This is a genomic window from Achromobacter sp. RTa, assembly GCF_000757485.1.
In the GTDB taxonomy this organism is placed as follows: Bacteria; Pseudomonadota; Gammaproteobacteria; order Burkholderiales; family Burkholderiaceae_B; genus Achromobacter.
This window is the reverse complement of sequence record NZ_JPYO01000027.1, coordinates 81,486-106,580: the sequence shown is the minus strand read 5'-3', so window position 1 is coordinate 106,580 and position 25,095 is coordinate 81,486. Positions and strand designations below refer to the sequence as shown.

The following is a 25,095-nucleotide window of genomic DNA, read 5'->3' as shown; positions in this document are numbered from 1 at the left end:
AAGCGGGGCGGAAATGCAAACGGGGCCGCAAGCTGCGGCCCCGTCGGGCATTGCGCGCGGGCCTTCCTAGGCGCGCGCCGCGCGCCTGCGGTTCATGAACGCACCGATTTCGCCTACGATGCCGCGGCGGAACGCCAGCACGCAGATCACGAAGATCAGGCCGATGACGATCGTGACGGATTCGCCCAGGCGCAGGAACCAGTCCACGCCCGTCACGCTGGCCAGCATCTGGCCGAAGTCGCCCACCTTGTTTTCGAGCAGCACCACGATGAAGGCGCCCAGGATGGGGCCGGTCAAGGTGCCCAGGCCGCCGATCAACGTCATGAGGATCACCAGGCCCGACATTTGCCACGTGGCGTCCGACAGCGTGGCGGAAACGAAGACCAGCGTCTTGGTGGCGCCGGCCAGCCCGGCGATGGCGGCTGACAGCACGAAGGCGAGCAGCTTGAAGCGCTCGACGTCATAGCCCAGCGAGATGGCGCGCGGTTCGTTCTCGCGCAGGGCCTGCAGCACCTGTCCGAAGGGCGAGTGCACCGTGCGCCAGATGATGAAATAGCCCAGGATGAAAATGCCCATCACCACGTAGTAGAGATTCAGGTCCTTGGACAGATCGACCAGGCCCAGCAGGGAGCCGCGCGGCACGCTTTGCAGCCCGTCTTCGCCGCCCGTGAAATGGGCCTGCAGGAAGAAGAAGAACACCATCTGCGCCAGCGCCAGGGTGATCATGGCGAAGTAGATGCCGCTGCGGCGGATGGCGAGCGCGCCCATGGCCAGGCCCAGCAAGGCCGCCACGGCCACCCCGAACAGCAGGCCGATCTCGGTGGGGAAGCCCCAGACCTTCATGGCGTGCCCGGCCGCATACGCCGCGCTGCCCAGGAAGGCCGCATGGCCGAACGACAGGAGCCCGGTGAAGCCCAGCAGCAGGTTGAACGCGCAGGCGAACAGGGCATAACACATGACCTTCATGGCGAAGATCGGATACACCCCGACGAAGGGAAGAATGGCCACCACGATGGCCAGCGCCGCATAGCCCAGGAATTGACGATTCATTTTTCTTTTCCGAACAGCCCGGCCGGGCGGATCAACAGAACGATGGCCATGATGATGAAGACAACCGTGCTGGAGGCTTCGGGCCAGAACACCTTGGTCAGGCCTTCGATGACGCCCAGGCCCAGCCCGGTGACGATGGCGCCCAGGATGGAGCCCATGCCTCCGATCACGACGACCGCGAACACGACGATGATGAGGTTGGAGCCCATCAACGGGGAAATCTGCAGAACGGGCGCGGCAAGCACGCCCGCGAAGCCCGCCAGCGCCACGCCGAAACCATAGGTCAGGGTGATCATGCGGGGCACGTTCACGCCGAAGGCCTCGACCAGTTTCGGATTTTCGGTGCCGGCGCGCAGCAGAGCGCCAAGCCGGGTGCGTTCAATGACGAACCAGGTGGCCAGGCACACCACGATGGAGGCCGCCACGACCCAGCCGCGGTAGTTCGGCAGGATCATGAAACCCAGGTTGGTCGCGCCGCGCAGGGCATCGGGCGTGGGATAGGGCTGGCCCGACACGCCGTAGAAGCTGCGGAACAGCCCCTCGATGAGCAGCGTAAGGCCGAAGGTCAGCAGCAGGCCATACAGATGGTCGAGCTTGTACAGGTGCTTGAGCAGGAGCTTCTCGATGATGATGCCGAACAGCCCGACGACCAGCGGCGCCAGGATCAGCATGATCCAGTAATTCAACCCGAGGTACGACAGGCCCATCCATGCGATGAACGCGCCCAGCATGTAGAGCGCGCCGTGCGCGAAGTTGATAACGTTCAGCAGCCCGAAGATGACGGCCAGCCCGAGCGACAGCATGGCGTAGAAGGAGCCGTTGACCAGGCCTAGCAATAGCTGGCCGAACAAGGCCTGTATGGGGATGCCGAAAAAGTCAGTCATCTTGTGAAAATCCTGCGCTTACGGATAGGGGCGGGCGATTCGGGATGCTGCCCGGCGGGTGGCCGGGCAGCATCGGGGACACGGGGGCTGGATTACTTTTTGACCAGCTTGCAGGTGGACTCGGACAACTTGGTGTAGACCTCGTCGCCGGGCAGCGTCGCCACGACCTTGTAGTAGTCCCACGGAGCCTTGGACTCGGCGGGCGTCTTCACTTGCATCAGGTACATGTCATGGATCATGCGGCCGTCTTCGCGCACATAGCCGCCCTGGGCGAAGAAGTCGTTGACCTTGTTCGACTTCATCCACTTCATCACGGCGTCGCCGTCGTCCGTGCCGGTGGCCTTGATGGCGTTCAGATAGAAGGCCGTGGCGGAGTAGTCGCCCGCCTGCAGCATGGAGGGCTTGCGGCCGACCTTGGCCTCGAACTTCTTGGACCAGGCGCGCGAAGCGTCGGATTGATCCCAGTACCAGCCGTCGGTCAGGTACATGCCCTGCGTGGCCTGCAGGCCCAGCGCGTGCACATCGTTGATGAAGACCAGCAGGCCGGCCATTTTCATCGTCTTGGTCACGCCGAATTCGTTGGCGGCCTTGATCGAGTTGATGGTGTCGCCGCCCGCATTGGCCAGGCCCAGGATCTGCGCCTTGGAGGCTTGCGCCTGCAGCAGGAAGGAGGAGAAGTCCGACGCGCCCAGCGGCGCCCGAACCTGGCCCTTGACTTCGCCGCCGGCGGCCTTGACCACGGCTATCGTGTCGCGCTCCAGCGCGTGGCCGAAGGCGTAGTCCGCGGTCAGGAAGAACCAGCTCTTGCCACCGTCCTTCACCACGGCGGATCCGGTGCCGCGCGCCAGCGCCACGGTGTCGTAGGCGTAGTGCACGGTGTAGGGTGAGCATTGGGCGTTGGTCAGGTCGGACGCGCCCGCGCCGATGGCCATGAAGGGCTTCTTCTTCGCCGCGGCCACGCCGGCCATGGCCAGGCTGGTCGACGAGTTCGTGCCGGCGATGATGACGTCCACCTTCTGCTCGTCGAACCATTCGCGCACGCGCGCCGATGCCACGTCGGCCTTGTTCTGGTGGTCCGCTGAAACGATTTCGATCTTCTTGCCGTTGATCGAACCGCCGGCGTCTTCGATTGCCATGCGCACGGCTTCCAGACCGGCCTTGCCATCGATGTCGGAATACACGCCCGACATGTCAGTGATGAAGCCGATGCGGATGACATCGTCGGAGATACCTTGCGCGTGGGCGGTTGCCCCAGCAAATCCCAGGCCCGCCAAGGCCAGTGCAGCAGTGATGGTGTGCAGCTTCATGGGATGACTCCTCTTCCCTACGTGTAGTGTTGCCGGGATCCCGGCGGATGACAGGTCTATTACACGCCCAGCAATTCGTTGAGCGTGTCCTGTTTTTCTGAAAGTTCTGCAGCTTCGAAGTGCTCGACGATCTGGCCGTGCTCCATGACGTAGAAGCGATCGGCCAGGGGCGCGGCGAAGCGGAAGTTCTGTTCCACCATGACGATGGTGTAGCCGCGCTGCTTGAGCGCCGTGATCATGCGCGCAAGCGCTTGCACGATAACGGGCGCGAGGCCTTCTGAAATCTCGTCGAGCAGCAGCAGGTTGGCGCCGGTGCGCAGGATGCGCGCGACGGCCAGCATCTGCTGCTCGCCTCCCGACAGGCGCGTGCCGGGCGAGTTACGGCGCTCCTGGAGGTTGGGGAACATGTCGTAGATCTCGGCCAGCGACATGCCGCCGCCCAGCGAGCCGACGACCGGAGGCAGCAGCAGGTTTTCCTCGCAGGACAGGCTGGCGAAGATGCCGCGTTCCTCGGGGCAGTAGCCCACGCCCAGGTGGGCGATCTTGTAGGTGGGCAGGTCGATGGCTTCGGTGCCGTGGATGCGTACCGAGCCCTTGCGCGATCCCGTCAGGCCCAGGATGGCCCGCAGCGTGGTGGTGCGCCCGGCGCCGTTGCGCCCTAGCAGCGTGACCACTTCTCCCTGCCCGACGCGCATGTCCACGCCGTGCAGGATATGCGATTCCCCGTACCAGGCCTCCAGGCCCGAAATTTCCAGCGCGGGGGTGCTCATGCGTGTGCTCCTTGAAGTTCGCCCTCGGTGGTGCCCATGTAGGCCTGCATCACTGCCGGATGGCGGGAGACTTCGGCGTAGGATCCTTCGGCCAGCACCGAACCGCGCGCCAGCACGGTGATGGTGTCGGCGATGGAGGACACGACATTCATGTTGTGTTCGACCATGAGGATGGTCCGCCCGGCGCTGACCCGCTTGATCAGCTGCGTGACGCGATCCACATCTTCGTGGCCCATGCCCTGGGTGGGTTCGTCCAGCAGCATCAGCTCGGGCTCCATCGCCAGCGTGGTGGCGATCTCGAGCGCGCGCTTGCGGCCGTACGGCAGGTTGACGGTGGTCTCGTTGGCGAAGGCGCCAAGGTCCACCTGGTCGAGCAGGGCGCGCGCCGGCTCGTTCAGCGAGGCGAGCTGTTTGTCGCTGCTCCAGAACTTGAACGACAGGCCCGTCTTGCGCTGCAGGCCGATGCGCACGTTCTCGAGCACGGAAAGATGGGGAAACACCGCCGAGATCTGGAACGAACGGATGATGCCGCGCCGCGCGATCTGCGCGGGCCGTTCGCCGGTGATGTCGATGCCGTTGAACTTGATGCTTCCCGACGTGGGGGATAGAAACTTGGTAAGGAGGTTGAAGCATGTGGTCTTGCCCGCGCCGTTAGGCCCGATCAAGGCATGAATCTCGCCTCGCTTGATACGCAAATCGACCCCATTGACCGCGACGAAACCGCGGAATTCCTTCGTGAGGCCTTTTGTCTCCAGGATCGTGTCGTCCATGTTCGCTGCACCAGCGTTGTATTTATTGGTCTGCACCTGCCGTTATTGCGCCAGGCCCCGCGGGGTTCGGAAAGCCTGCGGGATATCGCAGTTTTCCGAAGAGTTGCCGGCGAGTATGCGCACCTATTTATCAAAATTCCATGAGGGTTTGTCATAGGTTTTGCAGTGCGGAAAGGCCAATTGTCGGCAGGCCGACAATGCTGTCGCGGCAGGGGGAGAATGCACTTCCAGAATGGAAATGCAACGCAGCAATTAGGCGTTGATCGTCATCAACGCGTCACAACTTTTTGCGGGAGGGAAAACCCGGTTTTCCCTGCGCCGATGCAGGGGCGCGCCATGGCGCGCGCAAGTCAGGCGGGAGTTTTCTGCTTGAATTCGCAGAGATCGGAAATGCCGCACTGGGGGCATTTCGGCTTGCGGGCCACGCAGACATAGCGGCCCAGCAGGATCAGCCAGTGATGCGCGTCCTGCATGTATTCGCGAGGCACGAACTTTTCGAGTTTCCGTTCGACTTCCAGCACGTTCTTGCCCGGCGCGATCCCGGTGCGGTTGGAGACGCGGAAGATGTGCGTGTCCACGGCCATGGTGGGTTGGCCGAATGCGGTGTTGAGCACCACGTTGGCCGTCTTGCGGCCCACGCCGGGCAAGGCTTCCAGCGCCTCGCGGGTCTGCGGCACTTCGCCGCCGTGCTGCTCGAGCAGGATCTTGCAGGTGGCGATGGTGTTCTTCGCCTTGGTGCGGTAGAGCCCGATGGTCTTGATGTAGTCCGCCAGGCCTTCCTCGCCCAGCGCCAGCAGGCCCTGCGGCGTGCCATGGTCCGGGAAGAACTTGCGCGTGGCGATGTTGACGGACTTGTCGGTGGCCTGGGCCGAAAGCAGCACCGCGATCAGCAGCTGGAACGGGGTGTCATATTCCAGTTCCGTGGTCGGGTGGGGATTGGCGGCTTGCAGGCGGGCGAAGATTTCTTGGCGTTTGGCGGCGTTCATGGCTGCGTGGCGTTGCGACGGGCCCGGGCGCGAGCCAGCGCGGATTCGATGGCGGAGCGCTTGCGCTCCTCGTTGCCGGAGTCGGCGGCGGGAGCGGCGGGTTCCGCGGGCGCTTCGGGCGCCTCGGGCGCCATCAGCCGCGCGTTGTCGGCGGCCAGGCGCGCCGCCCGCGCCAGGTGGGCGCGATGGCGTTCGCGGCTGATGGCGGCGTCCTGCGCGGCCCAGGCTCGTCCCGCCGGCACCATCTCGATGCAATCCACTGGACAGGGCGCCACGCAAAGGTCGCAGCCGGTGCACCAGTCGTCCAGCACGGTGTGCATATGCTTGTTGGCGCCAACGATGGCGTCCACCGGACAGGCCTGGATGCACAGCGTACAGCCGATGCAATGCGACTCGTCGATGCGGGCGACCAGCAGCGGGCCGGGCTCGCCGCGGGCCCTGTCCAACGGCAGGGCGGGAACGCCGAGCAGCGCCGCCAATGCGGCGATGCCTTCCTCGCCGCCGGGCGGGCAGCGGTTGATCGGGGCGGCGGAGCCGGCGATGGCGTCGGCGTAAGGCCGGCAGCCGTCGTATCCGCACTTGGTGCATTGCGTCTGGGGCAGCAAGGCATCGATGCGGTCGGCAAGGGTGCGACAGGACATGATAGGAAAACAGAAAGCCGTAGGATGGGTGTAGCGCGGGATCCTGCAAGCAAGAACCCGGATGCCCTACGCGCGCAACCCATGCGGCGGCAAGCATACAGTGCCCTGCCGGCCGGACCACAAGCCTATTGCGGCAGTGGCGCGCGGCCTAGGCACACAGTGCCGGGCACCAGCCTGCTATGGCAGCATGGGTTACGCGCGGTGGACGCTTGAGTTCTTGCTTAAGAACTCAAGCGCTACACCCATCCTACGCGGATTGCCGGATGAATTCGGCAATTTTAGGACAGATCATTTCGCGCCAGCGGCGGCCCGAAAAAATCCCGTAGTGGCCGCAGTTGGGCGCCGTGTAATGCATCTTGCGCTCGGCCGGAATGTTCTTGCACAGCTTGATGGCGGCGCGCGTCTGGCCCTGGCCCGAAATATCGTCCAGTTCGCCCTCGATGGTGAAGAGGGCGACCTTCTTGATGTCGGCGGGACGCACCAGCTTGCCTTCGACTTCCCAGGTGCCGTTGGGCAGCTGGAACTCCTGGAACACCATGCGGATCGTGTCCAGGTAGAACTCGGCCGGCATGTCCAGCACGGCGTTGTATTCGTCGTAGAAGCGGCGATGCGCCTCGGCGTCGCTGTCGTCCCCGCGCAGCAGGTCCAGGTAGAAGTCATAGTGCGACTTCATGTGGCGGTCCGGATTCATGGCCATGAACCCGGCGTGCTGCAGGAAGCCCGGGTAGACCTTGCGGCCCGAGCCCGGATAGCGCGGCGGAACCGGATGGATGACCTGGTTTTCGAACCACGAATAGGGCTTGGTCGTGGCCAGGCGGTTCACCTGCGTGGGCGACTGGCGCGGATCGATGGGGCCGCCCATCATCACCATGCTGCGCGGCTGGCAGGGATCGTTCGCCGAGGCCATCAGGGATACGGCGGCCAGCACCGGCACCGTGGGCTGGCAGACGGACATGACGTGGACGTCCGGGCCCAGGTGGCGGATGAAGTCCTGCACGTAGCGCACGTAGTCGTTCAGGTGGAACGGGCCGGCGGACAGCGGCACCATGCGGGCGTCGATCCAGTCGGTGACGTAGACGTCATGGGCGGGCAGCAGGGCGCGCACCGTGTCGCGCAGCAAGGTGGCGTGGTGGCCTGACAAGGGGGCGACCAGCAGGATCTTGGGATCGTCGCCGCGCGCGTGGCGGATGTCGCGATGGAAGTGCACCAGGCGGCAGAACGGCTTGTCCATCACCAGGGCTTCGGTGACGCGGACGGCCTTGCCGTCGATCTGGGTGGTGGGGAGATTCCAGGCCGGCTTCTGGTATTCCTTGCCGATGCGCGTCATCAGCTCGTACCCCGCCGCCATCTGGCGTGAGATCGGAGTGTAGGCGAGAGGGCTGTAGGGGCTGGAAAACAGCTGAGAGCCGGCGTCCGTAAATGCAGCGAACGGAGTCAGGAAGGCGCGCTGCATTTCGTGCAATTGATACAGCATTTGGGAAAAGTCCTTCTGGGTCGTGCGTGTGTCCCGATTATTGCCCCCGGGACTAACGATATTTCTAAATAACCTGAAGAAACGCCGTCAAAAAAGGCAAATATGTTGCTAAAAAACGACCCAATATCCGTTTAGGCACCAGTTTAGGGCGCTTCTTATGCCTTGCAGCGATGCCAAATGGGGGATTTATGCACTACGCCGGAAGGCGCAGGATCACCAGTAGTTTTCGACCGCCAGATTGCCCGGGATGCCCCGGCGTCCCGGCTTGAATCCGCGCTCGCCCAGCAGCTTGCGGGCGTCCGCCAGCATCGCCGGGTTGCCGCAGAGCATGACCTTGGCATGTTCCGGGTCCAGGGGCTGCCCGGCGAGTTGCTCCAGCCGGCCATCGGCGATCAGCGTGGTCAGGCGCTCTTGTGGCATGCCGGGCAGAGGTTCGCGCGTGGCGATGGGCAGGTAGACGAGCTTTTGCGGATCCGCGGCGAACAGTTCGGCCAGGTCGGGCCGTGCGCGCCACGATTCGATCTCTTCGCGGTAGGCCAGTTCCGCCGCGGTGCGCACGCCGTGCACCAGCACGATGCGGCGGTAGGCGCGCCAGACCGCCGGATCGCGCAGGATGGAAAGGTAGGCCGACAGGCCCGTGCCGGACGCCAGCAGCCACAGGTCGCCGCCCGGGGCGAAACGCTCCAGGGTCAGGAAGCCGTAGGGCGCTTTCTCCACGTACAGCGAGTCGCCGGGCTGCAGTCGGGCCATGCGCGGGCTGAACAGCCCTTCGGGGACCACGATGGAATAGAACTCCAGCCAGGGTTCATGCGGGGCCGAAACCATGGAGTAGGCGCGCCACAGCGTGGGGTCGGCGTCGGGGGAGCCGGCTTCCGGCAGGCCGACACGCGCGAACTGGCCAGGCAGGAAGGTAAACGCGTCGTCGCGGGTCACGCGCACGGAGAACAGCTTGTCCGGCACCCAGGTGCGGACGTGGGTTACGGTTTGGCGCGTGTATTTGGAGTCGTCGGTCATCGGGGCATCGCGCGATGCCGGCCGCCAGGCGGGGCCGGCGCTCGCCGATTTATTTTTCCAGGTATTGCAGCTTGTCCTGCTTGCCGTTCCAGTCGTCGGCGTCAGGCAGCGGCTTCTTGGCACGGCTGATGCTGGCGAACTCCGGCGAGAGTTCCGCGTTCAGGGCGATGAAGTTCATTTGGTCCTGAGGAACGTCTTCCTCGGCGTAGATCGCATTGGCCGGGCATTCCGGGATGCAGACCGCGCAATCGATGCATTCGTCGGGATCGATCACGAGGAAGTTCGGACCCTCACGAAAACAGTCCACCGGGCACACGTCTACGCAGTCGGTGTACTTGCACTTAATACAGTTTTCAGTGACAACGTGGGTCATTCAGGAACTCCGGGATTCGGCGGCTTTAGTCTTGTTGCATCGATTTTACCCAATGCCGCGCCGATGTGCCGGTAATACCCGTATTGACATCGTGGCCCTTCGCCCCTAGCGGCGTACGCTCTGTGCTATGGTGTCGCGAAACGAAACGCGCAATCATGATAATCACCTCGCTGCTCGACACCGATCTGTATAAATTCAGCATGATGCAGGTGGTTTTGCATCAGTTTCCCGCTGCCCAGGTCGAGTACCGTTACAAATGCCGTACCCCCGGAGTGGACCTGCGTCCCTATCTGGACGAAATCCGCGAGGAAGTGCACCAGCTGTGCCAACTGCGGTTCACCGAAGACGAACTTAAATATCTCGGTGGCTTGCGTTTTATCAAGAGCGACTTCGTCGATTTCCTCGAGCTGTTCCATATGCCCGAGCGCTGCATCCATATCGGCGAGGGCGAGGCGCCCGGAGAAATCAGCATCGAGGTCAAGGGCCCGTGGCTGCACACGATCCTGTTCGAGATTCCGGTGCTGGCCATCGTCAACGAGGTCTATTTCCGCAATACGCGCAAGAGCCCCGACTGGGAAGAGGGCCGCAAGCGGCTGCAGTCCAAGATGCACCTGGTGCTGGACGATCCCGCGCTGGCGGACTTCCGCGTGGCCGAATACGGCACCCGCCGCCGCTTCTCCAAGGTCTGGCACGAAGAGATCGTGTCCACCATGAAGGCGCAGATGGGCCCGCATTTCGCGGGCACCAGCAACGTGCTGCTCGCCAAGCAGCATGAGGTGCTGCCGCTGGGCACGATGGGCCACGAGTATCTGCAGGCCTGCCAGGCGCTGGGCCCGCGCCTGCGCGATTCGCAGGTGTACGCGCTGGAGGTCTGGGCCAAGGAATACCGCGGCGACCTGGGCATCGCGCTGTCCGACGTCTATGGCATGGACGCCTTCCTGCGCGATTTCGACATGTATTTCTGCAAGCTGTTCGACGGCGCGCGGCACGACTCCGGCGATCCCTTCGTCTGGGGCGAGCGCCTGCTCGAACACTATCGCAAGAACCGCGTGGATCCGCGCGCCAAGACGCTGGTGTTCTCGGATTCGCTTACGTTCCCGCGCGCCATCGAGCTGGCCCGCCAGTTTTCCGGCCGCTGCAAGGTATCCTTCGGCATCGGCACCAACCTGACCAACGACCTGGGCCACGAGCCCCTGCAGATCGTCATGAAGATGGTCCGCTGCAACGGGCAGCCCGTGGCCAAGGTTTCGGATGCGCCTGAAAAGACCATGTGCGACGATCCCGCGTACCTGGCCTACCTGCGCCAGGTCTTCCAGTTGCCCCCCGCCTGAGGCCGGCTCGGGGTAAATTGCGGCTTTCCTGCATTGTTTCACCCAACCCACTCGATCCTAGGGGAATATTCATGAGCAGCATCAAGCGCTTCCACGTCGACAAGCGCCTGTCGGACATGGCCGTGTACAACGGCGTCGCGTACCTGGCGGGCCAGGTGCCGGACGATGCCACGCTGGACATCACCGGCCAGACCGAGCAAGTGCTCGCGACGATCGACCGCCTGCTGGCCGAAGCCGGCACCGACAAGACCAAGATCCTGATGGCCCAGATCTATGTGGCCAACATGAAGGAATTCGACGGCATGAACAAGGCATGGGACGCCTGGGTCGCCGCAGGCAATTCGCCTCCGCGCGCCACGGTCGAAGCCCGCCTCGCCAATCCCGACTACAAGGTCGAGATCGTCGTCACGGCGGCAATCTGATACTCCGTGTGCCTGACACAAGCCGATCCCTCCGTGTGTCTGACACAAGCCAATCCTTTCCGTGTGTCTGACACAAGCCGATCCTTCCGTGTGTCTGACACAAGCCGATCTTTCCGTGTGTCTGACACCTAGCGTGTCAGACACCGGCTGAACGGAGTCGCCGTTTGATTAGTGTCTGACACCCGCGAGACGACGGCGCGAGGCGAAGTCCGTCTCCTAGGGTGTCAGACACTTGCCGAAAGCACCTGTCGAAGACACTTGCAGAGCCCCTGCCGCTCTCTCTCGCGTCGCCGCTCCCGCTCACTGCCCCAGCAGCAGAGTCCCCGCCAGCAGTCCCCCCAGTTCCTCGCATTTTTCCAGGTCCGCTTGCGCCACCGTCTTGGCCGCCAGGATCTGCTGCGCCGTCTGCGCGCCCATGTTGACGATGAGGGGCGGGGACACGGCGTTCAGGCGCCATCCGGTGCATATGCGTTCCGCCTGCCGGGCCGCGCCTGTGCCGTCGCTGCCGGCGCTGATCGCGCAGGCGTAGGGCAGCCCCTGTATGCGGTCGAGCACCGCGTAGTAGTTGCGGTCGAAGAACTCCTTCATTTCGCCGCTTAGCCCCGCCAGGTTTTCGGGGGCGCAGAACAGATAGCCGTGGCTGGCCAGCAACTCGCCGGCTTCCACGTCCGAGGCACGGCGCAGCACGACCCGCAGGTCGCTTTCCTGCTCGAGTTGGGCGGCGGCGGACCGCGCGCCGCGGGCCGCGGCTTCGGCCATCTGGCGCGCGGCGCCGGTGCGGGAATGCCAGACGATCAGCAGCTGTTTCATGCGTAGCGTTCCAGTGGGTCCTGCCGATAGTAGGCTTTCAGCAGTTCATACCATTCGGGCAGCGCCTGCTGCATGGGGTAGGGATCCACGAAGAAGTGCTCCGAGCTGACCGCGAAGAATTCGGCTTCGTCGGTGGCGGCGTACGGGTCCATCGGCAGCTGGCCATACCAGGCGTCGGCGTCTTCGCTTTCGGGATCGACGTGCGGCGGGATGGCGGCCTCCACCGCGTCCAGGGCGGCGATGAAGCGGTCCAGGCTGTCGTCCAGCACGCGGCGCCAGGTCCGGGCATTCAATGCGGGGTGGGCCGCCAGCGACGGCATCCCATCCGCGAACCCCGAGCGCAGGTCCAGCTTGTGGGCGAATTCGTGGATGACCACGTTGAAGCCGCCGCCGGAGAGTTGCGCGTCCTCCCAGGACAGGACCAGCGGGCCTCCGTCCCAGGCTTCGCCGGCGGCGTCCTCGATGTATTCGTGCACCACGCCGTCCTCGTCCTGGCGGGAGCGCGGGATGCGGAAGCTCGCCGGATACACGATGATCTCGTCCCAGCCCTCGTACAGTTCCGGCGCCAGGTTCAGGATGGGCAGGCTGGCCTGGGCCGCGATGGACAGGCGCATGAAGTCGGACACCTCCAGCCCTTGCGCGCCGTTAATGTTCTTGCTTGCAAGCAGCCAGGCCGAACGGGCCAGCAGCTGGGCGGCCTCGTCGGCGCCCAGCACCGCCAGGAACGGGTGGGCGTCCAGCACCTGCCGCCACAGTTCGGGCGCGATGCGGGACTGCATATCTGCCACCGCGGACGGGCGGGCGCCACGCCCTTTCAGCCAGCGCAACATAAGCTCGGGTTCCTTCCATATGCCGCGGTCCGCGGCGTCTTTCGGTGTCAACTGACGCTAGGGCCTGTGCAAGGCTCGATTTAGGGTGAACAGGCCCTAGTGTAGAGTGTCGGAATCTCAACCGAAATCGCTTACGTCCGTCATGTCCGCCCCGCCTGTTCTCGACGCGCCTTCGCCCTTCGACGCCGCCTGGCGCCAAGAGGTAGGAGCTGGCCTGGATGCCGACGGCCTGGCGTTGATCGATCAGGCCGTCGCCTGGGCCGAACCCCGGTTCGAGGGGCAGCACGCGCTGACCGGCGAGCCCCTGGCCGAGCACGGCGCAGGCGTGGTCCGGGTGCTGGCGGCCCTGCATACCGATGCCGCGACGCGGGCTGCCGCCTTGCTGGCGGCCCTGCCGACCGATCTGATGGCGCCCGCGCCGTCCCTGCGCAACGATCCGGTCGCGGCCGCCTTCGGCGCCGAGGTCGCGCGGCTGGTGCAAGGCACCCGGGCCCTGCTGCGGCTGGGCGTGGTGGCCCGGCAGGCCAGCGACGCCGAGGCCGAAACCGGTTCGCAGAAGGAAATGCAGCGCAAGATGCTGCTGGCCATGGCGGCCGATCTGCGCATCGTGCTGATGCGGCTGGCGTCGCGCTTGCGCAGCCTGCGCTGGCACGCCGAGAGCAAGGCGCCGTGCTCCACCGCCTTCGCCCGGGAAACCCTGGATCTCTACGCGCCCCTGGCCAACCGGCTGGGCATCTGGCAGATCAAATGGGAAATGGAAGACCTGGCCTTCCGGTTCCTGGAGCCGGAAAAGTACAAGCAGATCGCCCGCCTGCTCGAGGAAAAGCGGGTCGAGCGCGAGGCCTTCATCGCCGGCGCCATCGAGCGCCTGCAGGCGGCGCTCGCCAAGAGCGGAGTCGAGGCCGAGGTCAGCGGCCGGCCCAAGCACATCTACAGCATCTGGAACAAGATGCGCGTGAAAGGCCTGGACTTCTCCCAGATGTACGACCTGCGCGCGCTGCGGGTCATCGTGGACGACGTGCGCGCCTGCTACACCGCGCTGGGCATGGTGCACGAGATGTGGACGCCGATCTCCGAGGAATTCGACGACTACATCTCCCGGCCCAAGCCCAACGGCTACCGTTCCTTGCACACCGTCGTGACCGACGACGACGGGCGCCCGTTCGAGGTGCAGATCCGCACCCGCGAGATGCACCAGTTCGCCGAGTACGGCATGGCCGCGCACTGGCGCTACAAGGAAGCGGGGGCCAAGGGCGGCCAGGTGGCGGCTTCCAGCGAATATGACCGCCAACTGGCGTGGATGCGCCAGCTGCTGGCCTGGAACACCGATGTCGAGGGCGGCGGCGAGCCCGCCAAGCCGGCTTCCGGCAAGCCTGCGGGCAAGGGCCGCAATGCGGCCGCGGCGCCCGCGCATACGGACGAGCGCATCTATGTGCTGACGCCGCAGGCGCGCGTGATCGAATTGCCCGCCGGCGCCACGCCCGTCGACTTCGCCTATCACCTGCATACCGACCTGGGCCACCGCTGCCGCGGCGCCCGCGTCGACGGGCAGATGGTGCCGCTGCAGACCCGGCTGTCCACCGGCCAGACTGTGGAAATCATCTCCGCCAAGTCCGGCGGGCCATCGCGCGACTGGCTCAATCCTCAGCTCGGCTTTCTCGCCAGCCCCCGCGCCCGCGCCAAGGTGCGCATGTGGTTCAACGCGATCGAACTCCAGCAGCGCATCACGCAGGGCCAGGCGTTGGTGGAAAAGGAATTGCAGCGCCTGGGCAAAACCGCCGTCAATCTGGAGCAGTTGGCGCAAAGCCTGGGTTTCGCGCGCGCCGACGACCTGTACGTGGCGGCCGCAAAGGAAGAGTTCAGCCTGCGGCAGATCGATACGCTGTTCCAGCAGCCGGCGCCCGCCGCCGAGCCGCAGCCGGCGGCGCTGCGCAACGCCAGCGCCGGCAGCGCCGAAAAGAGCGGCAAGAGCGGCGTGCTGGTGGTCGGCGTGGGTTCTCTCCTGACCCAGCTGGCCCGCTGCTGCCGTCCCGCGCCGCCGGACGCCATCGCGGGCTTCGTCACGCGGGGGCGTGGGGTGTCGATACACCGCAGCGACTGCCACAGCTATCTGGCCCTGGCCGCGCGCGAGCCCGAACGCGTCATCGAAGTGGCGTGGGGCGAGACTTCCGACACCTTCTATCCGGTGGATATCAGCGTGCGCGCGCATGACCGTTCCGGCCTGCTGCGCGACCTGTCCGAAGTCTTTGCCCGGCTGCGCCTGAACGTGGTGGGGGTGAACACGCAGAGCAAGCAGTCGCTCGCCCATATGGTGTTCACTGTGGAGGTGAGGGGCGGCGAATCCCTGTCGCGCGCCCTGGACGCGCTGGCCGAGGTGCCGGGCGTATCGTCGGCGGCGCGCCGCTGATCCCCGCGGCGCACGGCGCCGGGGGGAGGGCGGTCCGGACTCAGCCGTCCAGCTTGTCGTGCGCGCGCTCGCGCATGTAGAACGAGGCGACCAGGCCCAGGACCACGCCGAACATGACGTAGTAGGCGGGCGCCATCGGCGAGCCGGTCGTCTTGATCAGCCAGGTCACGATGAACTGGGCGAAGCCGCCGAAGATCATCACGGCCACGTTGTAGGCCAGGGACAGGCCCACCGAGCGTACACGCGCCGGGAATAGTTCCGCCATCACGGTGCTGAACACGCCGAAGAAGGCCGAGACGAACAGGCACACCACGACCTGCACGGTCAGCAGGCGCGCAATGGAAGGCGCGTCCGACAGCCAGTTGTACAGGGGGTACAGCACCAACAGGTAACCGATCAGCGAGCCGATCACGATAGGGCGGCGGCCCACGCGGTCCGACCAGGCGCCCATGAAGGGCGTCAGCAGCACCATCAGCGCCGCGCCCGCCATCTGCACCAGGAAGGTCTGGTTCAGCGGCAGTTTCAGGATCTGCGTGGAGTAGGTCACCAGATACGTGAAGGTGATGTAGATGGAGACGGTCGCGGTCACGACCAGGCCCACTCCGATCAGCGTTTCGCGCGTATGCGTCTTCAGCATCTGCCCCAGGCTCAGGCGCTGCACTTCGCCGCGCGCGGCCGCCTGGCGCTCTTCTTCCTTGATCTGCTTGAAGGCGTCGGTTTCGTCGATGTTGCGGCGGATGTAGATGGCGATCGGCACGATGACCAGGCCGAAGGCGAAGGGCAGGCGCCATGCCCAGTCGGTGATCTGCTGCTGGGTGAAGAATTCGGTGATGAGCGTGCCGCAGGCGGCGCCGATCAGCAGGGCCAGCATCTGCCCGGCCATTTGCCACGAACCGTAAAATCCGCGCTTGCCGTCGGGCGCCATTTCGATCAGCAGGGCCGTGGAGGTGCCGAATTCGCCGCCCGCCGAAAAGCCCTGTAGCAGGCGGGCGATCAGGATGAAGATCGGCGCCAGGATGCCGGCGGCGTGATAGGTGGGGGCGACGGTGATCAGCGCGATGGACACGGCCATGAGCGAAGTGACCATCACCATGGCGGCCTTGCGGCCCTTTTTGTCGCCGTACAGGCCCAGGATGATGCCGCCGACCGGGCGCATGAAGAAGCCGACGCCGAAGATGGCGGTGGTCATCAGGATGGCGTTCAGCTCGCTGCCGGGCACGCTGGGGTCGGTGGGAAAGAACAGCTTCGAGATGATCGGCGTCATGAACGCGAACACCAGGAAGTCATACCATTCGAGGGCATTGCCGATTACTGCCGCCACGATGTTGCGCGTGGGAACTGCCTTGTGCTGCACGGTTTCTCCTTGGGGGTGTTTGCTCGATTCGGCCGACATTCTAGGCGCTTCGCCGGACCGGACGCCTGTCCGGCCGTCCGAGACGCGGACGCCGCCTGGCTTTACACTTCTCTTTTTCCCCAAGAGAGTAGTGACATGAACGCGCGCACCTGGCTGGAAACGCTGGTTGGTTTCGACACCACCAGCCGCAATTCCAATCTTGCCCTGATCGAAACCGTCCGCGATTGGCTCAAGGGCCAGGGCGTCGACGCATGGCTGGCGCACAATCCGGAGCGCACCAAGGCCAATCTGTTCGCCACGCTGCCGGCGCAAGACGGCGGCCTGCAGGGCGGTATCGTCCTGTCGGGCCATACCGACGTGGTGCCCGTGGACGGCCAGGACTGGAGCACGGACCCGTTCAAGCTCGTCGAAAAGGACGGCCTGCTCTACGGCCGGGGAAGCTGCGACATGAAGGGCTTCATCGCCGGCTCGCTCGCGATGGTGCCGGAATTCCTGGCCATGCCCCGCAAGAAGCCGATCCACCTGGCGTTCTCCTATGACGAGGAAGTGGGCTGCGCCGGCGCGCCCTACATGCTGGCCGACCTGCACGACCGCGGCATCCGGCCGGAAGGCTGCGTGGTGGGCGAGCCCACGGGCATGCAGGTGGTGGTCGCGCACAAGGGCATCAACCTGTTCCGCTGCAAGGTGCATGGCAAGGCGGCGCACTCGTCGCTGACGCCGCGCGGCTGCAATGCCATCGAGTACGCGGCCCGCCTGATCTGCCGCATCCGCGACCTGGCGGACAGCTTCAAGGCCCAGGGCCCGTACGACCAGTTCTACGACGTCCCGTTCTCCACGATGACCACCAACCAGATCCACGGCGGCATCGCGGTCAACACCATTCCGGAATCCTGCGAATTCAGCTATGAATTCCGCAACCTGCCGGGCATGCAGCCCGACGCGATCCAGGCCGAAGTCGAGAAATACGTGCGCGAAGAGCTCTTGCCGCGCATGAAGGCCGAATTCGACGGCGCCAGCATCGAGATCGAAACTGGGGCGGCGGCGCCGGCGCTGGAAGCTTCCGAGGAAGCCGCCATCACTCAACTGGTGCGCGCGCTGACCGAGGACCGCACGACCCGCAAGGTGGCGTACGGCACCGAGGCCGGCCTGTTCCAGGGCATCGGCATCCCCACGGTCGTCTGCGGCCCTGGTTCCATCGAACAGGCCCACAAGCCGGACGAATACGTCGCGCTGGACCAGCTGGCCTCGTGCGAGACCTTCCTGCGCCGCCTCGGGCAGTCGCTCTGACGCCGCTTCAGCCGTTTCCGGGGCGGGTGCGCGCCCGCGCCCGTGCCCGGCCGTGGCCGGCGTCAGGTAAAATGCTGGGTTGCAAACCGGATTTGCGGACGGCAGAGGCCTGCCGCGATGCCGGGGGAGATGCTTGGTGAAACCTTACGACTTTCCGGATGCCAAGGGCCATTTCGGCCCTTATGGTGGCGTTTTCGTGGCGGAAACGCTGATGCACGCGCTCGACGAGCTGCGCGCGGCCTACGACCGATATCGTGTCGACCCCGCCTTCCTGGAAGAGTTCAATTACGAACTCAAGCATTTCGTGGGCCGGCCCAGCCCGGTCTACCATGCCCGCCGCTGGTCTGACCAGCTGGGCGGCGCCCAGATCTGGTTCAAGCGCGAAGACCTGAACCACACCGGCGCCCACAAGGTGAACAACTGCATCGGCCAGGCCTTGCTGGCCAAGCGCATGGGCAAGCCGCGCGTCATCGCCGAGACCGGCGCCGGCCAGCACGGCGTGGCCACCGCCACCGTGGCGGCCCGCTATGGCATGGAATGCGTGGTCTACATGGGCAGCGAAGACGTCCGCCGCCAGGCGTCGAACGTCTATCGCATGAAGCTGCTGGGCGCCACGGTCGTTCCGGTCACCTCGGGCTCGTGCACCCTGAAGGACGCGCTGAACGAAGCCATGCGCGACTGGGTCACCAATATCGAGAACACGTTCTACATCATCGGCACGGTGGCGGGCCCCGACCCTTACCCCCGCATGGTGCGCGATTTCCAGACCGTGATCGGCAACGAATGCCTGACGCAGATGCCCGAAGCCGCCGGCCGCCAGCCCGACTACGTCGTGGCGGCAGTGGGCGGCGGCTCCAACGCCATGGGCATCTTCCATCCCTATATTCCGTACGAAAACGTGCGCCTCATCGGTGTCGAGGCGGCGGGCGAGGGCATGGATACCGGGCGCCACGCCGCATCGCTGGCCGCGGGCCAGGTGGGCGTGCTGCACGGCAACCGCACCTACGTCATGCAAGACGCCGACGGCCAGGTTATCGAAACGCATTCCGTGTCCGCGGGCCTGGACTATCCCGGCGTCGGCCCGGAGCATGCCTGGCTGAAGGATTCCGGCCGTGCCGAATACGTCGGCATCACCGACGAAGAAGCGCTGAAGGCCTTCCACGACTGCTGCCGCATCGAAGGCATCATGCCGGCGCTTGAATCGTCGCATGCCATCGCCCAGGCCGTGAAAATGGCGCCCACGCTCCCCAGCGACGCCATCATCCTGGTCAATTTGTCGGGCCGTGGCGACAAAGATATGCATACCGTCGCCGAAAAGGCCGGTATCGAGCTTTAAGGGCCTGACCATGGCAACTCGCATCGACCGCATCGCCGCCGCTTTCGCGCGCACCGCCGAATCCGGCCGCGCCGCGGCGCTGATTCCCTACATCGCCGCGGGCGATCCCTCGCCCGCGACCACCGTTCCCCTGATGCATGCGCTGGTCGAGGCCGGCGCCGACGTCATCGAGCTCGGCGTGCCGTTTTCCGACCCTATGGCCGATGGCCCCGTCATCCAGCGGGCCGCCGAACGCGCCATCGCGCAGGGCGTGGGCCTGGCCCGCGTGCTGGAAATGGTGGCCGAGTTCCGTCAGCGCGACACCGCCACGCCGGTGGTGCTGATGGGATACGCCAATCCGATCGAACGCATGGGCCAGGACCAGTTCGCGCGCGACGCCGAGAAGGCGGGCGTGGACGGCGTGCTGGTGGTGGACTATCCACCCGAAGAAGTCGTCGAATTCGCCGCGACGCTGGGCGAGCACGGCATTGCCCCCATTTTCCTGCTAGCTCCCACTTCCACGGAAGAACGCATCAAGGCGGTTGCCGGGGTCGCCCGCGGCTACGTGTATTACGTGTCGCTCAAGGGCGTGACGGGCTCGGGCTCGCTGAACACCGATGACGTGGCCGAGCGCGTGGCCGTGATCCGCCGCCACGTGCGCGACATTCCGGTCGGCGTCGGCTTCGGCATCCGCGACGCCGAGAGCGCCCAGCGCGTGGCGCGCGCGGCCGACGCGGTCGTCATCGGCAGCAAACTGATTGAAACCATGGAGCAGGCGGTGACGGATGTCCCCGCTGCCCAGAAAACCGATGCCGCAGTCGCCGCCGCCAGCGGCTGGCTGCGCACCATCCGGCAGGCGCTGGATCTAGTGAAACGAGAAAACGCGTCGGCCTGAATGGCGGGCGCGACCTCATACGGGATGAAAAAACAATGAGCTGGATCGAAAAACTCCTGCCTCCTCGCATCAACAAAACCAGCGACAGCGGCGCCCGCCGCGTTCCCGAAGGCCTATGGGTGAAATGCCCGTCGTGCGAATCGGTGCTGTACAGCGAAGACCTGGCCGCCAACCTGCATGTCTGCCCCAAGTGCGACCATCACATGCGCATCGGCGCCCGCGCCCGCATCGATTCGCTGCTCGACATGGAAGGCCGCGTTGAAATCGGCCAGACCACGCGCTCGGTCGACTCCCTGAAGTTCAAGGACACGCGCAAGTATCCCGAGCGCCTCCAGGAAGCGGTCAAGCAGACCGGCGAAACCGACGCCCTGGTGGTCATGAGCGGCTCGATCCGCGGCGTGCCGGCGACGCTGGCCTGCTTCGAGTTCGAATTCATGGGCGGCTCCATGGGCTCGGTGGTCGGCGAGCGCTTCGCGCGCGGCGCCCAGGCCGCCCTGGACAACAAGACTTCCTTCATCTGCGTGGCCGCCTCGGGCGGCGCGCGCATGCAGGAAAGCCTGCTGTCGCTGATGCAGATGGCCAAGACGAACGCCATGTTGACCCGCCTCTCGGCGGCCGGCCTGCCGTTCATCAGCGTGCTGACCGATCCCACCATGGGCGGCGTGTCGGCCAGCTTCGCCTTCATGGGCGATGTGGTCATCGCCGAACCCAAGGCGCTGATCGGCTTCGCCGGCCCGCGCGTGATCGAGCAGACCGTGCGCGAAAAACTGCCGGAAGGCTTCCAGCGCGCCGAGTTCCTGCTGCAGAAGGGAGCGATCGACATGGTGGTGGACCGCCGCCAGCTGCGCGAGGAGATCGCCCGCCTGCTGGCCTTGCTGACCAACCAGCCGGCGGACGTGGTCACGGCCTGACGAATCCCTTCCGATTCCCGGACCAATCGCCACTAGGCGGCGGGGGCTGGCAGTAGCAAAATGCCGTCGGCGGGCCGAGCCCTCCGGCGGCATTTTCGTGGGGGCGCGCGCAGTACCCCCGGCATGCCTGGCGGGTTTGTGGCGGCTGTTTTACGGAACAGTGTTTTCCATCCGTGATGTTGCCTGCGTGCGACACAAATCAAGTCGCGTGGCCCGTATTTTGCTATGTTGCGATCTAGAGTTGAAATCTACGGAGTAATTCCAATGCAGTCGACCAAGAAGAAAATGCTTACACGCCTTGCCGGGCTGGCCCTGGCCGCAACCGCCACGCTCGCAAGCGCCCAGTCGTCCGATGGCACCCAAGGCGGCGTGAGCCTGCACTACGGCATTGGAGACCACTACCAGCGCCTGACGCTGAACTACGAAACGCCTTCGGTCTGGACCCACCATTTCGGCGGCAACTGGGGCCGGCTGGACCTGACCCCGGAATTCGGCGCTTCGTACTGGCAGGCGAACGGTTCGCGCTCGCCCGGGCACGTCTGGCAATTCAGCGCCATCCCCATGTTCCGCTGGTGGACGGGCGAACGCTTCTACATCGAGGCCGGCATCGGCGCCACGCTCTTCTCCAGCACGCGCTTCGCCGACGAGAACATCAGCACGGCCTTCCAGTTCGGCGATCACATCGGCCTGGGCTTCCTGGTGACGCCGAACAACCGTATCGGGCTGCGTTATTCGCACTTCTCGAACGCCAGCATCAAGCGTCCCAATCCCGGCCTGGACGTGGTGCAGCTTACCTACACCTACCAGTTCTGAATACCCGCAGTCCAAATTGAAAAGCCCTCGAGACCGAGGGCTTTTTTTGTTACCGGGCCGCAGGGCGGGCTCTGGCTGCAAATCTCCTCCACCGCTTTTCCGGCAGCGAAAAAAAGCCCCCGCATGGCGGGGGCTTCTTGTGCGGCCTGGGGCCGGCTTAGTGGCGCGTCTCGACCTGAACCAGGGGTTCGTTGGAGACCGGCGCGACCGGCTTGCGCTCGCGGCCCAGACGGGCCGGCTTGTGCGAGGCGGCGATGCGCAACTGCGTCTGGGCGTGGCGGTCCGGATCGGTTTCGACCCACTGCAGGCCGGCGGCGTTCACCACGTCGTGCAGGGCCTGGGCCTTGGCCGACGGGGCGGCGGCGGGCACCACGATAGGCTGCTGCGCGCTGACCGGAGCCGGTTCGGTGGGGGCCGGGGCAGGCGCTGCGGCTGGGGCGGGAGCTTCCGGCTGGGCCGGCGCGACGGGAGGCGTAGCCACGGGTTCGACTGCGGCAGCTTCCACGGGGGCGGCGGGAGCCACAGGCGCGGAGACTTCGCTGGCGGGCTGCACGACGACCGGCTGCGTCGCCTCGACGGCGGGAGCGGGCTGCTCGGCTTCGGCGGCGGGCTCTTCGGCGGCCTGCGCCTGCACGGGCTCGGCTTCGGCCTGTTGTGCCCGCGGGGCTTCGACCGGAGCAGCTTCGGCCTGCTCGACCGGGGCCGGCGCGGCGTCTGCCGGCTGGATGGGGCTCGCGTGCTCAGCCTGCGCGGGCGCTTCTGCGGGCTGGGCTGCCGTGGCTTCCTGCTGCTCGCCGGCTTCCTCGTCGGCACTTTCCTCGAGCTGCTCGTCGCCAGCGGCCAGGCTGCCTTCTTCCTGGCTGCGGCGGCCGCGGCGGCTGCGGCGGCGGCGGCGCTTGCGTTCCGGATCGGCGGCGTTTTCCGCGCCTTCGGCGCCCGGAACGGCATCCGCGGTCTGCTCGATGGCGTCAGCGGCTTCCTGGGGGGCTTCCGAGGTGGGCTGGGCGGCGTCGGGCAGGGCGGTGGCGACCGTCTGGGCCAGCGCGGCGACCATGCTTTCCTGCACGCTCATCGGCGCATCGGACTGGCCCTCTTCGCGGCGGTTGCGGCCACGGCCGCGGCGGCGGTTGCGGCCAGCGCCGGTGTCTTCCCCGGCGGATTGCTCGGCTTGCTCGGGGCGGTTGGACGCCAGGGCCGACTGGGTGGCCTGGGTGTCGCGCTCGCTGCGGGCTTCGTTGCGGTTGTGGCGCTCGCCGCGTTCCTGGCGTTCGCCTTCGGCGCGACGGCCGCCGCGCACGTGATGGCGGCCGCTTTCGCTGCCTTCCGCGCCTTCGCCGCGCGATTCGCCGCGGCGGTTGCGGTTGCGGTCCGAACCGTGGCGCTCGCCACGGCGTTCCTGGCCGTCATGGCCTGCGCGGCCCTTGCCGCGGCCGGACGTGGCGCGCTTGGCGCTGTCTTCCTGGGCGGCGGGGGCGGGCTTGGCCGTTTCGGGGCTGCCGGTCAGCCAGCCGACCAGGCGCTTGAACAGGCCGCCCAAGCCGCCGGAGGCTGCCGGGACGGGCGCTGCGGCGGCTGCGGGAGCCGGCGTCGAAACGGGGGCGGGTTGCGAGGGGGTGATGCCCTTGACCAGCGCTTCCGGACGGGACTTGACCTCGTGCTCGCGCGGCTGCCAGGGAGCGTCCGTGGCGGGAGCCTCGACCAGTTCGAAGCTGGTCTTCAGTTCTTCCAGGCGGGGATCGTCGTGGCGCAGGCGCTCGATGTGGTGGTGCGGGGTCTCCAGGTGCTTGTTGGGGATCAGCAGCAGGTTGACCTTCAGGCGGGCTTCCATCTTGGTGATGTCGGCGCGCTTTTCGTTCAGCAGGTAGGTGGCGACGTCGACCGGCACCTGGGCATGCACGGCGGCGGTGTTTTCCTTCATCGCCTCTTCCTGGAGCAGGCGCAGGACGTGCAGCGCGCTGGACTCGGCGTCGCGGATCACGCCGGTGCCGTTGCAGCGCGGGCACGTGATGTGCGAGCCTTCATTCAGGGCGGGGCGCAGGCGCTGGCGCGACAGCTCCATCAGGCCGAAACGCGAAATCTTGCCCATCTGGACGCGGGCGCGGTCGAAATGGAGGGCATCGCGCAGGCGCTGTTCGACGGCGCGCTGGTTCTTGCTGTCCTCCATGTCGATGAAGTCGATGACGATCAGGCCGCCCAGGTCGCGCAGGCGCAGCTGGCGGGCCACTTCGTCCGCCGCTTCCGAGTTGGTGCGCAGCGCGGTTTCCTCGATGTCGGCGCCGCGCGTGGAGCGGGCCGAGTTGACGTCCACGGACACCAGCGCTTCGGTGTGGTCGATCACGATGGCGCCGCCCGAAGGCAGCTGCACCGTGCGCGAGTACGCCGTTTCGATCTGGTGTTCGATCTGGAAGCGGGAGAAGAGGGGGATGTCGTCGCGGTAGCGTTTGACGCGCTGGACGTTGTCAGGCATCACCACGCTCATGAAGGCGGTGGCCTGGTCGGCGATCTCGTCGGTATCGATGAGGATTTCGCCGATTTCGGGGGAGAAGTAGTCCCGGATGGCCCGGATGACCAGGCTGGATTCCAGGTAGATCAGGATGGGCGCGGAGTTGTCGCGCGCGGCGCCGTCGATGGCCGTCCAGAGCTGCAACAGGTAGGACAAGTCCCACTGGAGCTCTTCGACGTTGCGGCCGATGCCGGCGGTGCGGGCGATGATGCTCATGCCCTGGGGCAGATCGAGCTGCTCCATGGTGTCGCGCAGTTCCTGGCGGTCCTCGCCCTCGACGCGGCGCGAAACGCCGCCGCCGCGGGGGTTGTTGGGCATCAGGACCAGGTAGCGGCCGGCGAGCGAGATGAACGTGGTCAGGGCGGCGCCCTTGTTGCCGCGTTCTTCCTTTTCGACCTGGACGATCAGTTCCTGGCCTTCGCGCAGGGCGTCCTGGATGCGGGCGCTGCGGACGTCCACGCCTTCCTTGAAGTAGCTGCGGGCCACTTCCTTGAAGGGCAGGAAGCCGTGACGGTCTTCACCGTAGTTGACGAAGCAAGCTTCGAGGCCGGGTTCGATCCGGGTGATGACACCTTTGTAGATGTTGCCTTTGCGTTGTTCGCGGCCGGCAGTCTCGATGTCGAGGTCGATGAGTTTCTGCCCATCGACGATAGCGACGCGTAATTCTTCCTGATGCGTCGCATTGAACAGCATGCGCTTCATGAGAGGGGTTCTCCGTTGTCATGACGCGCCGATATCGGCGCGTGACCTCGGGTCACTCGGGCTGCGGGCTGAAGCGGGCAAGAAAGAATGCGGACCGTACCTGGGCGGCGCCCAGGCGTATCCGCCGCGGGTCAGGCGGGCACGTCGTGCCGTGGGGCACGGGGTTCTGTCAGCAGGAGGGTCAGCTTCACTGAATGTGGTTTGACGGAAAGATTGCTGTGAACGGCAGTTGCGGTCGGAATGGTT

22 protein-coding genes are annotated in these 25,095 nt (G+C 65.7%); 8 read left to right on the top strand and 14 right to left on the bottom strand.

Annotated features, from left to right (window positions below; translation table 11 throughout):
• Positions 1 to 66 precede the first annotated feature (66 nt).
• The 10 genes from JL37_RS08595 to fdxA form a co-directional block, all read right to left on the bottom strand.
• On the bottom strand, positions 67 to 1,050 hold the full coding sequence (locus tag JL37_RS08595; protein WP_043543351.1) for a branched-chain amino acid ABC transporter permease: 984 nt from the start codon (positions 1,048 to 1,050) through the stop codon (positions 67 to 69).
• Entirely contained in the window at positions 1,047 to 1,934 is an 888-nt protein-coding gene (locus JL37_RS08590; RefSeq protein ID WP_043543349.1) for a branched-chain amino acid ABC transporter permease, read from the bottom strand. Before JL37_RS08590 ends, JL37_RS08595 begins: the two co-directional genes overlap by 4 nt.
• Positions 1,935 to 2,026: 92 nt before the next feature.
• A complete protein-coding gene (locus JL37_RS08585) occupies positions 2,027 to 3,241 on the bottom strand; it encodes an ABC transporter substrate-binding protein (protein ID WP_043543348.1) in 1,215 nt (404 codons plus the stop codon).
• A gap of 59 nt (positions 3,242 to 3,300) precedes the next feature.
• A complete protein-coding gene (locus JL37_RS08580) occupies positions 3,301 to 4,011 on the bottom strand; it encodes an ABC transporter ATP-binding protein (protein ID WP_043543347.1) in 711 nt (236 codons plus the stop codon).
• A complete protein-coding gene (locus tag JL37_RS08575) occupies positions 4,008 to 4,781 on the bottom strand; it encodes an ABC transporter ATP-binding protein (protein ID WP_043543345.1) in 774 nt (257 codons plus the stop codon). The genes JL37_RS08580 and JL37_RS08575 overlap by 4 nt, the downstream gene beginning before the upstream one ends.
• Positions 4,782 to 5,131: 350 nt before the next feature.
• Positions 5,132 to 5,767, bottom strand: a complete 636-nt coding sequence (nth, locus tag JL37_RS08570) for an endonuclease III (protein ID WP_043543343.1) — start codon at positions 5,765 to 5,767, stop codon at positions 5,132 to 5,134.
• Entirely contained in the window at positions 5,764 to 6,408 is a 645-nt protein-coding gene (rsxB, locus tag JL37_RS08565; RefSeq protein ID WP_043543342.1) for an electron transport complex subunit RsxB, read from the bottom strand. Before rsxB ends, nth begins: the two co-directional genes overlap by 4 nt.
• A gap of 247 nt (positions 6,409 to 6,655) precedes the next feature.
• Positions 6,656 to 7,882, bottom strand: coding sequence for a polyhydroxyalkanoate depolymerase (locus tag JL37_RS08560; protein WP_043543341.1), 1,227 nt, complete (start codon positions 7,880 to 7,882; stop codon positions 6,656 to 6,658).
• A 213-nt stretch (positions 7,883 to 8,095) separates the two neighbouring features.
• On the bottom strand, positions 8,096 to 8,896 hold the full coding sequence (locus JL37_RS08555) for a ferredoxin--NADP reductase (RefSeq protein ID WP_043543339.1): 801 nt from the start codon (positions 8,894 to 8,896) through the stop codon (positions 8,096 to 8,098).
• 49 nt (positions 8,897 to 8,945) lie between these two features.
• On the bottom strand, positions 8,946 to 9,269 hold the full coding sequence (gene fdxA / locus JL37_RS08550; RefSeq protein WP_043543338.1) for a ferredoxin FdxA: 324 nt from the start codon (positions 9,267 to 9,269) through the stop codon (positions 8,946 to 8,948).
• A gap of 155 nt (positions 9,270 to 9,424) precedes the next feature.
• On the opposite strand from fdxA, the gene pncB reads away from it, so the two are divergent.
• Together pncB and JL37_RS08540 are read left to right on the top strand one after the other, a co-directional pair.
• Positions 9,425 to 10,600 carry a nicotinate phosphoribosyltransferase gene (gene pncB, locus JL37_RS08545; RefSeq protein ID WP_043543336.1) on the top strand — a complete coding sequence of 392 codons (1,176 nt, stop codon included), beginning with the start codon at positions 9,425 to 9,427 and terminating at the stop codon, positions 10,598 to 10,600.
• A gap of 71 nt (positions 10,601 to 10,671) precedes the next feature.
• The gene (locus JL37_RS08540) at positions 10,672 to 11,022 is read left to right on the top strand and encodes a RidA family protein (RefSeq protein WP_043543334.1); all 351 of its coding nucleotides are present in this window, start codon (positions 10,672 to 10,674) and stop codon (positions 11,020 to 11,022) included.
• 300 nt (positions 11,023 to 11,322) lie between these two features.
• Here JL37_RS08540 and JL37_RS08535 read toward each other — a convergent pair whose 3' ends face one another.
• A complete protein-coding gene (locus JL37_RS08535) occupies positions 11,323 to 11,832 on the bottom strand; it encodes a flavodoxin (protein ID WP_043543333.1) in 510 nt (169 codons plus the stop codon).
• Complete coding sequence (locus tag JL37_RS08530; protein ID WP_043543330.1) at positions 11,829 to 12,662, bottom strand: zinc-dependent peptidase; 834 nt, start codon at positions 12,660 to 12,662, stop codon at positions 11,829 to 11,831. The genes JL37_RS08535 and JL37_RS08530 overlap by 4 nt, the downstream gene beginning before the upstream one ends.
• A gap of 142 nt (positions 12,663 to 12,804) precedes the next feature.
• Between JL37_RS08530 and JL37_RS08525 the strand changes: the two genes are divergently transcribed.
• Entirely contained in the window at positions 12,805 to 15,069 is a 2,265-nt protein-coding gene (locus tag JL37_RS08525; RefSeq protein WP_043543329.1) for a bifunctional (p)ppGpp synthetase/guanosine-3',5'-bis(diphosphate) 3'-pyrophosphohydrolase, read from the top strand.
• Positions 15,070 to 15,109: 40 nt separating this feature from the next.
• Here JL37_RS08525 and JL37_RS08520 read toward each other — a convergent pair whose 3' ends face one another.
• Positions 15,110 to 16,423, bottom strand: a complete 1,314-nt coding sequence (locus tag JL37_RS08520; protein ID WP_043543831.1) for an MFS transporter — start codon at positions 16,421 to 16,423, stop codon at positions 15,110 to 15,112.
• Between the two features lie 135 nt (positions 16,424 to 16,558).
• On the opposite strand from JL37_RS08520, the gene argE reads away from it, so the two are divergent.
• From argE to JL37_RS08495, 5 genes are all read left to right on the top strand, one after another.
• On the top strand, positions 16,559 to 17,710 hold the full coding sequence (argE, locus tag JL37_RS08515; RefSeq protein ID WP_043543328.1) for an acetylornithine deacetylase: 1,152 nt from the start codon (positions 16,559 to 16,561) through the stop codon (positions 17,708 to 17,710).
• 136 nt (positions 17,711 to 17,846) lie between these two features.
• Complete coding sequence (gene trpB / locus JL37_RS08510) at positions 17,847 to 19,046, top strand: tryptophan synthase subunit beta (RefSeq protein WP_043543829.1); 1,200 nt, start codon at positions 17,847 to 17,849, stop codon at positions 19,044 to 19,046.
• A 10-nt stretch (positions 19,047 to 19,056) separates the two neighbouring features.
• Complete coding sequence (trpA, locus tag JL37_RS08505; protein WP_043543327.1) at positions 19,057 to 19,920, top strand: tryptophan synthase subunit alpha; 864 nt, start codon at positions 19,057 to 19,059, stop codon at positions 19,918 to 19,920.
• Between the two features lie 35 nt (positions 19,921 to 19,955).
• The gene (accD, locus tag JL37_RS08500; protein ID WP_043543325.1) at positions 19,956 to 20,831 is read left to right on the top strand and encodes an acetyl-CoA carboxylase, carboxyltransferase subunit beta; all 876 of its coding nucleotides are present in this window, start codon (positions 19,956 to 19,958) and stop codon (positions 20,829 to 20,831) included.
• A 264-nt stretch (positions 20,832 to 21,095) separates the two neighbouring features.
• Entirely contained in the window at positions 21,096 to 21,644 is a 549-nt protein-coding gene (locus JL37_RS08495) for an acyloxyacyl hydrolase (protein ID WP_043543324.1), read from the top strand.
• Between the two features lie 157 nt (positions 21,645 to 21,801).
• On the opposite strand, the gene JL37_RS08490 is transcribed toward JL37_RS08495, so the two are convergent.
• Positions 21,802 to 24,849 carry an Rne/Rng family ribonuclease gene (locus JL37_RS08490; protein ID WP_043543323.1) on the bottom strand — a complete coding sequence of 1,016 codons (3,048 nt, stop codon included), beginning with the start codon at positions 24,847 to 24,849 and terminating at the stop codon, positions 21,802 to 21,804.
• Positions 24,850 to 25,095: the final 246 nt, after the last annotated feature.

Coding starts and splice junctions, on each gene's coding strand:
- JL37_RS08595 (WP_043543351.1), bottom strand. CDS start 1,050: ATGAATCGTCAATTCCTGGGCTATGCGGCGCTGGCCATCGTGGTGGCC.
- JL37_RS08590 (WP_043543349.1), bottom strand. CDS start 1,934: ATGACTGACTTTTTCGGCATCCCCATACAGGCCTTGTTCGGCCAGCTA.
- JL37_RS08585 (WP_043543348.1), bottom strand. CDS start 3,241: ATGAAGCTGCACACCATCACTGCTGCACTGGCCTTGGCGGGCCTGGGA.
- JL37_RS08580 (WP_043543347.1), bottom strand. CDS start 4,011: ATGAGCACCCCCGCGCTGGAAATTTCGGGCCTGGAGGCCTGGTACGGG.
- JL37_RS08575 (WP_043543345.1), bottom strand. CDS start 4,781: ATGGACGACACGATCCTGGAGACAAAAGGCCTCACGAAGGAATTCCGC.
- nth (WP_043543343.1), bottom strand. CDS start 5,767: ATGAACGCCGCCAAACGCCAAGAAATCTTCGCCCGCCTGCAAGCCGCC.
- rsxB (WP_043543342.1), bottom strand. CDS start 6,408: ATGTCCTGTCGCACCCTTGCCGACCGCATCGATGCCTTGCTGCCCCAG.
- JL37_RS08560 (WP_043543341.1), bottom strand. CDS start 7,882: ATGCTGTATCAATTGCACGAAATGCAGCGCGCCTTCCTGACTCCGTTC.
- JL37_RS08555 (WP_043543339.1), bottom strand. CDS start 8,896: ATGACCGACGACTCCAAATACACGCGCCAAACCGTAACCCACGTCCGC.
- fdxA (WP_043543338.1), bottom strand. CDS start 9,269: ATGACCCACGTTGTCACTGAAAACTGTATTAAGTGCAAGTACACCGAC.
- pncB (WP_043543336.1), top strand. CDS start 9,425: ATGATAATCACCTCGCTGCTCGACACCGATCTGTATAAATTCAGCATG.
- JL37_RS08540 (WP_043543334.1), top strand. CDS start 10,672: ATGAGCAGCATCAAGCGCTTCCACGTCGACAAGCGCCTGTCGGACATG.
- JL37_RS08535 (WP_043543333.1), bottom strand. CDS start 11,832: ATGAAACAGCTGCTGATCGTCTGGCATTCCCGCACCGGCGCCGCGCGC.
- JL37_RS08530 (WP_043543330.1), bottom strand. CDS start 12,662: ATGTTGCGCTGGCTGAAAGGGCGTGGCGCCCGCCCGTCCGCGGTGGCA.
- JL37_RS08525 (WP_043543329.1), top strand. CDS start 12,805: ATGTCCGCCCCGCCTGTTCTCGACGCGCCTTCGCCCTTCGACGCCGCC.
- argE (WP_043543328.1), top strand. CDS start 16,559: ATGAACGCGCGCACCTGGCTGGAAACGCTGGTTGGTTTCGACACCACC.
- trpA (WP_043543327.1), top strand. CDS start 19,057: ATGGCAACTCGCATCGACCGCATCGCCGCCGCTTTCGCGCGCACCGCC.
- accD (WP_043543325.1), top strand. CDS start 19,956: ATGAGCTGGATCGAAAAACTCCTGCCTCCTCGCATCAACAAAACCAGC.
- JL37_RS08495 (WP_043543324.1), top strand. CDS start 21,096: ATGCAGTCGACCAAGAAGAAAATGCTTACACGCCTTGCCGGGCTGGCC.
- JL37_RS08490 (WP_043543323.1), bottom strand. CDS start 24,849: ATGAAGCGCATGCTGTTCAATGCGACGCATCAGGAAGAATTACGCGTC.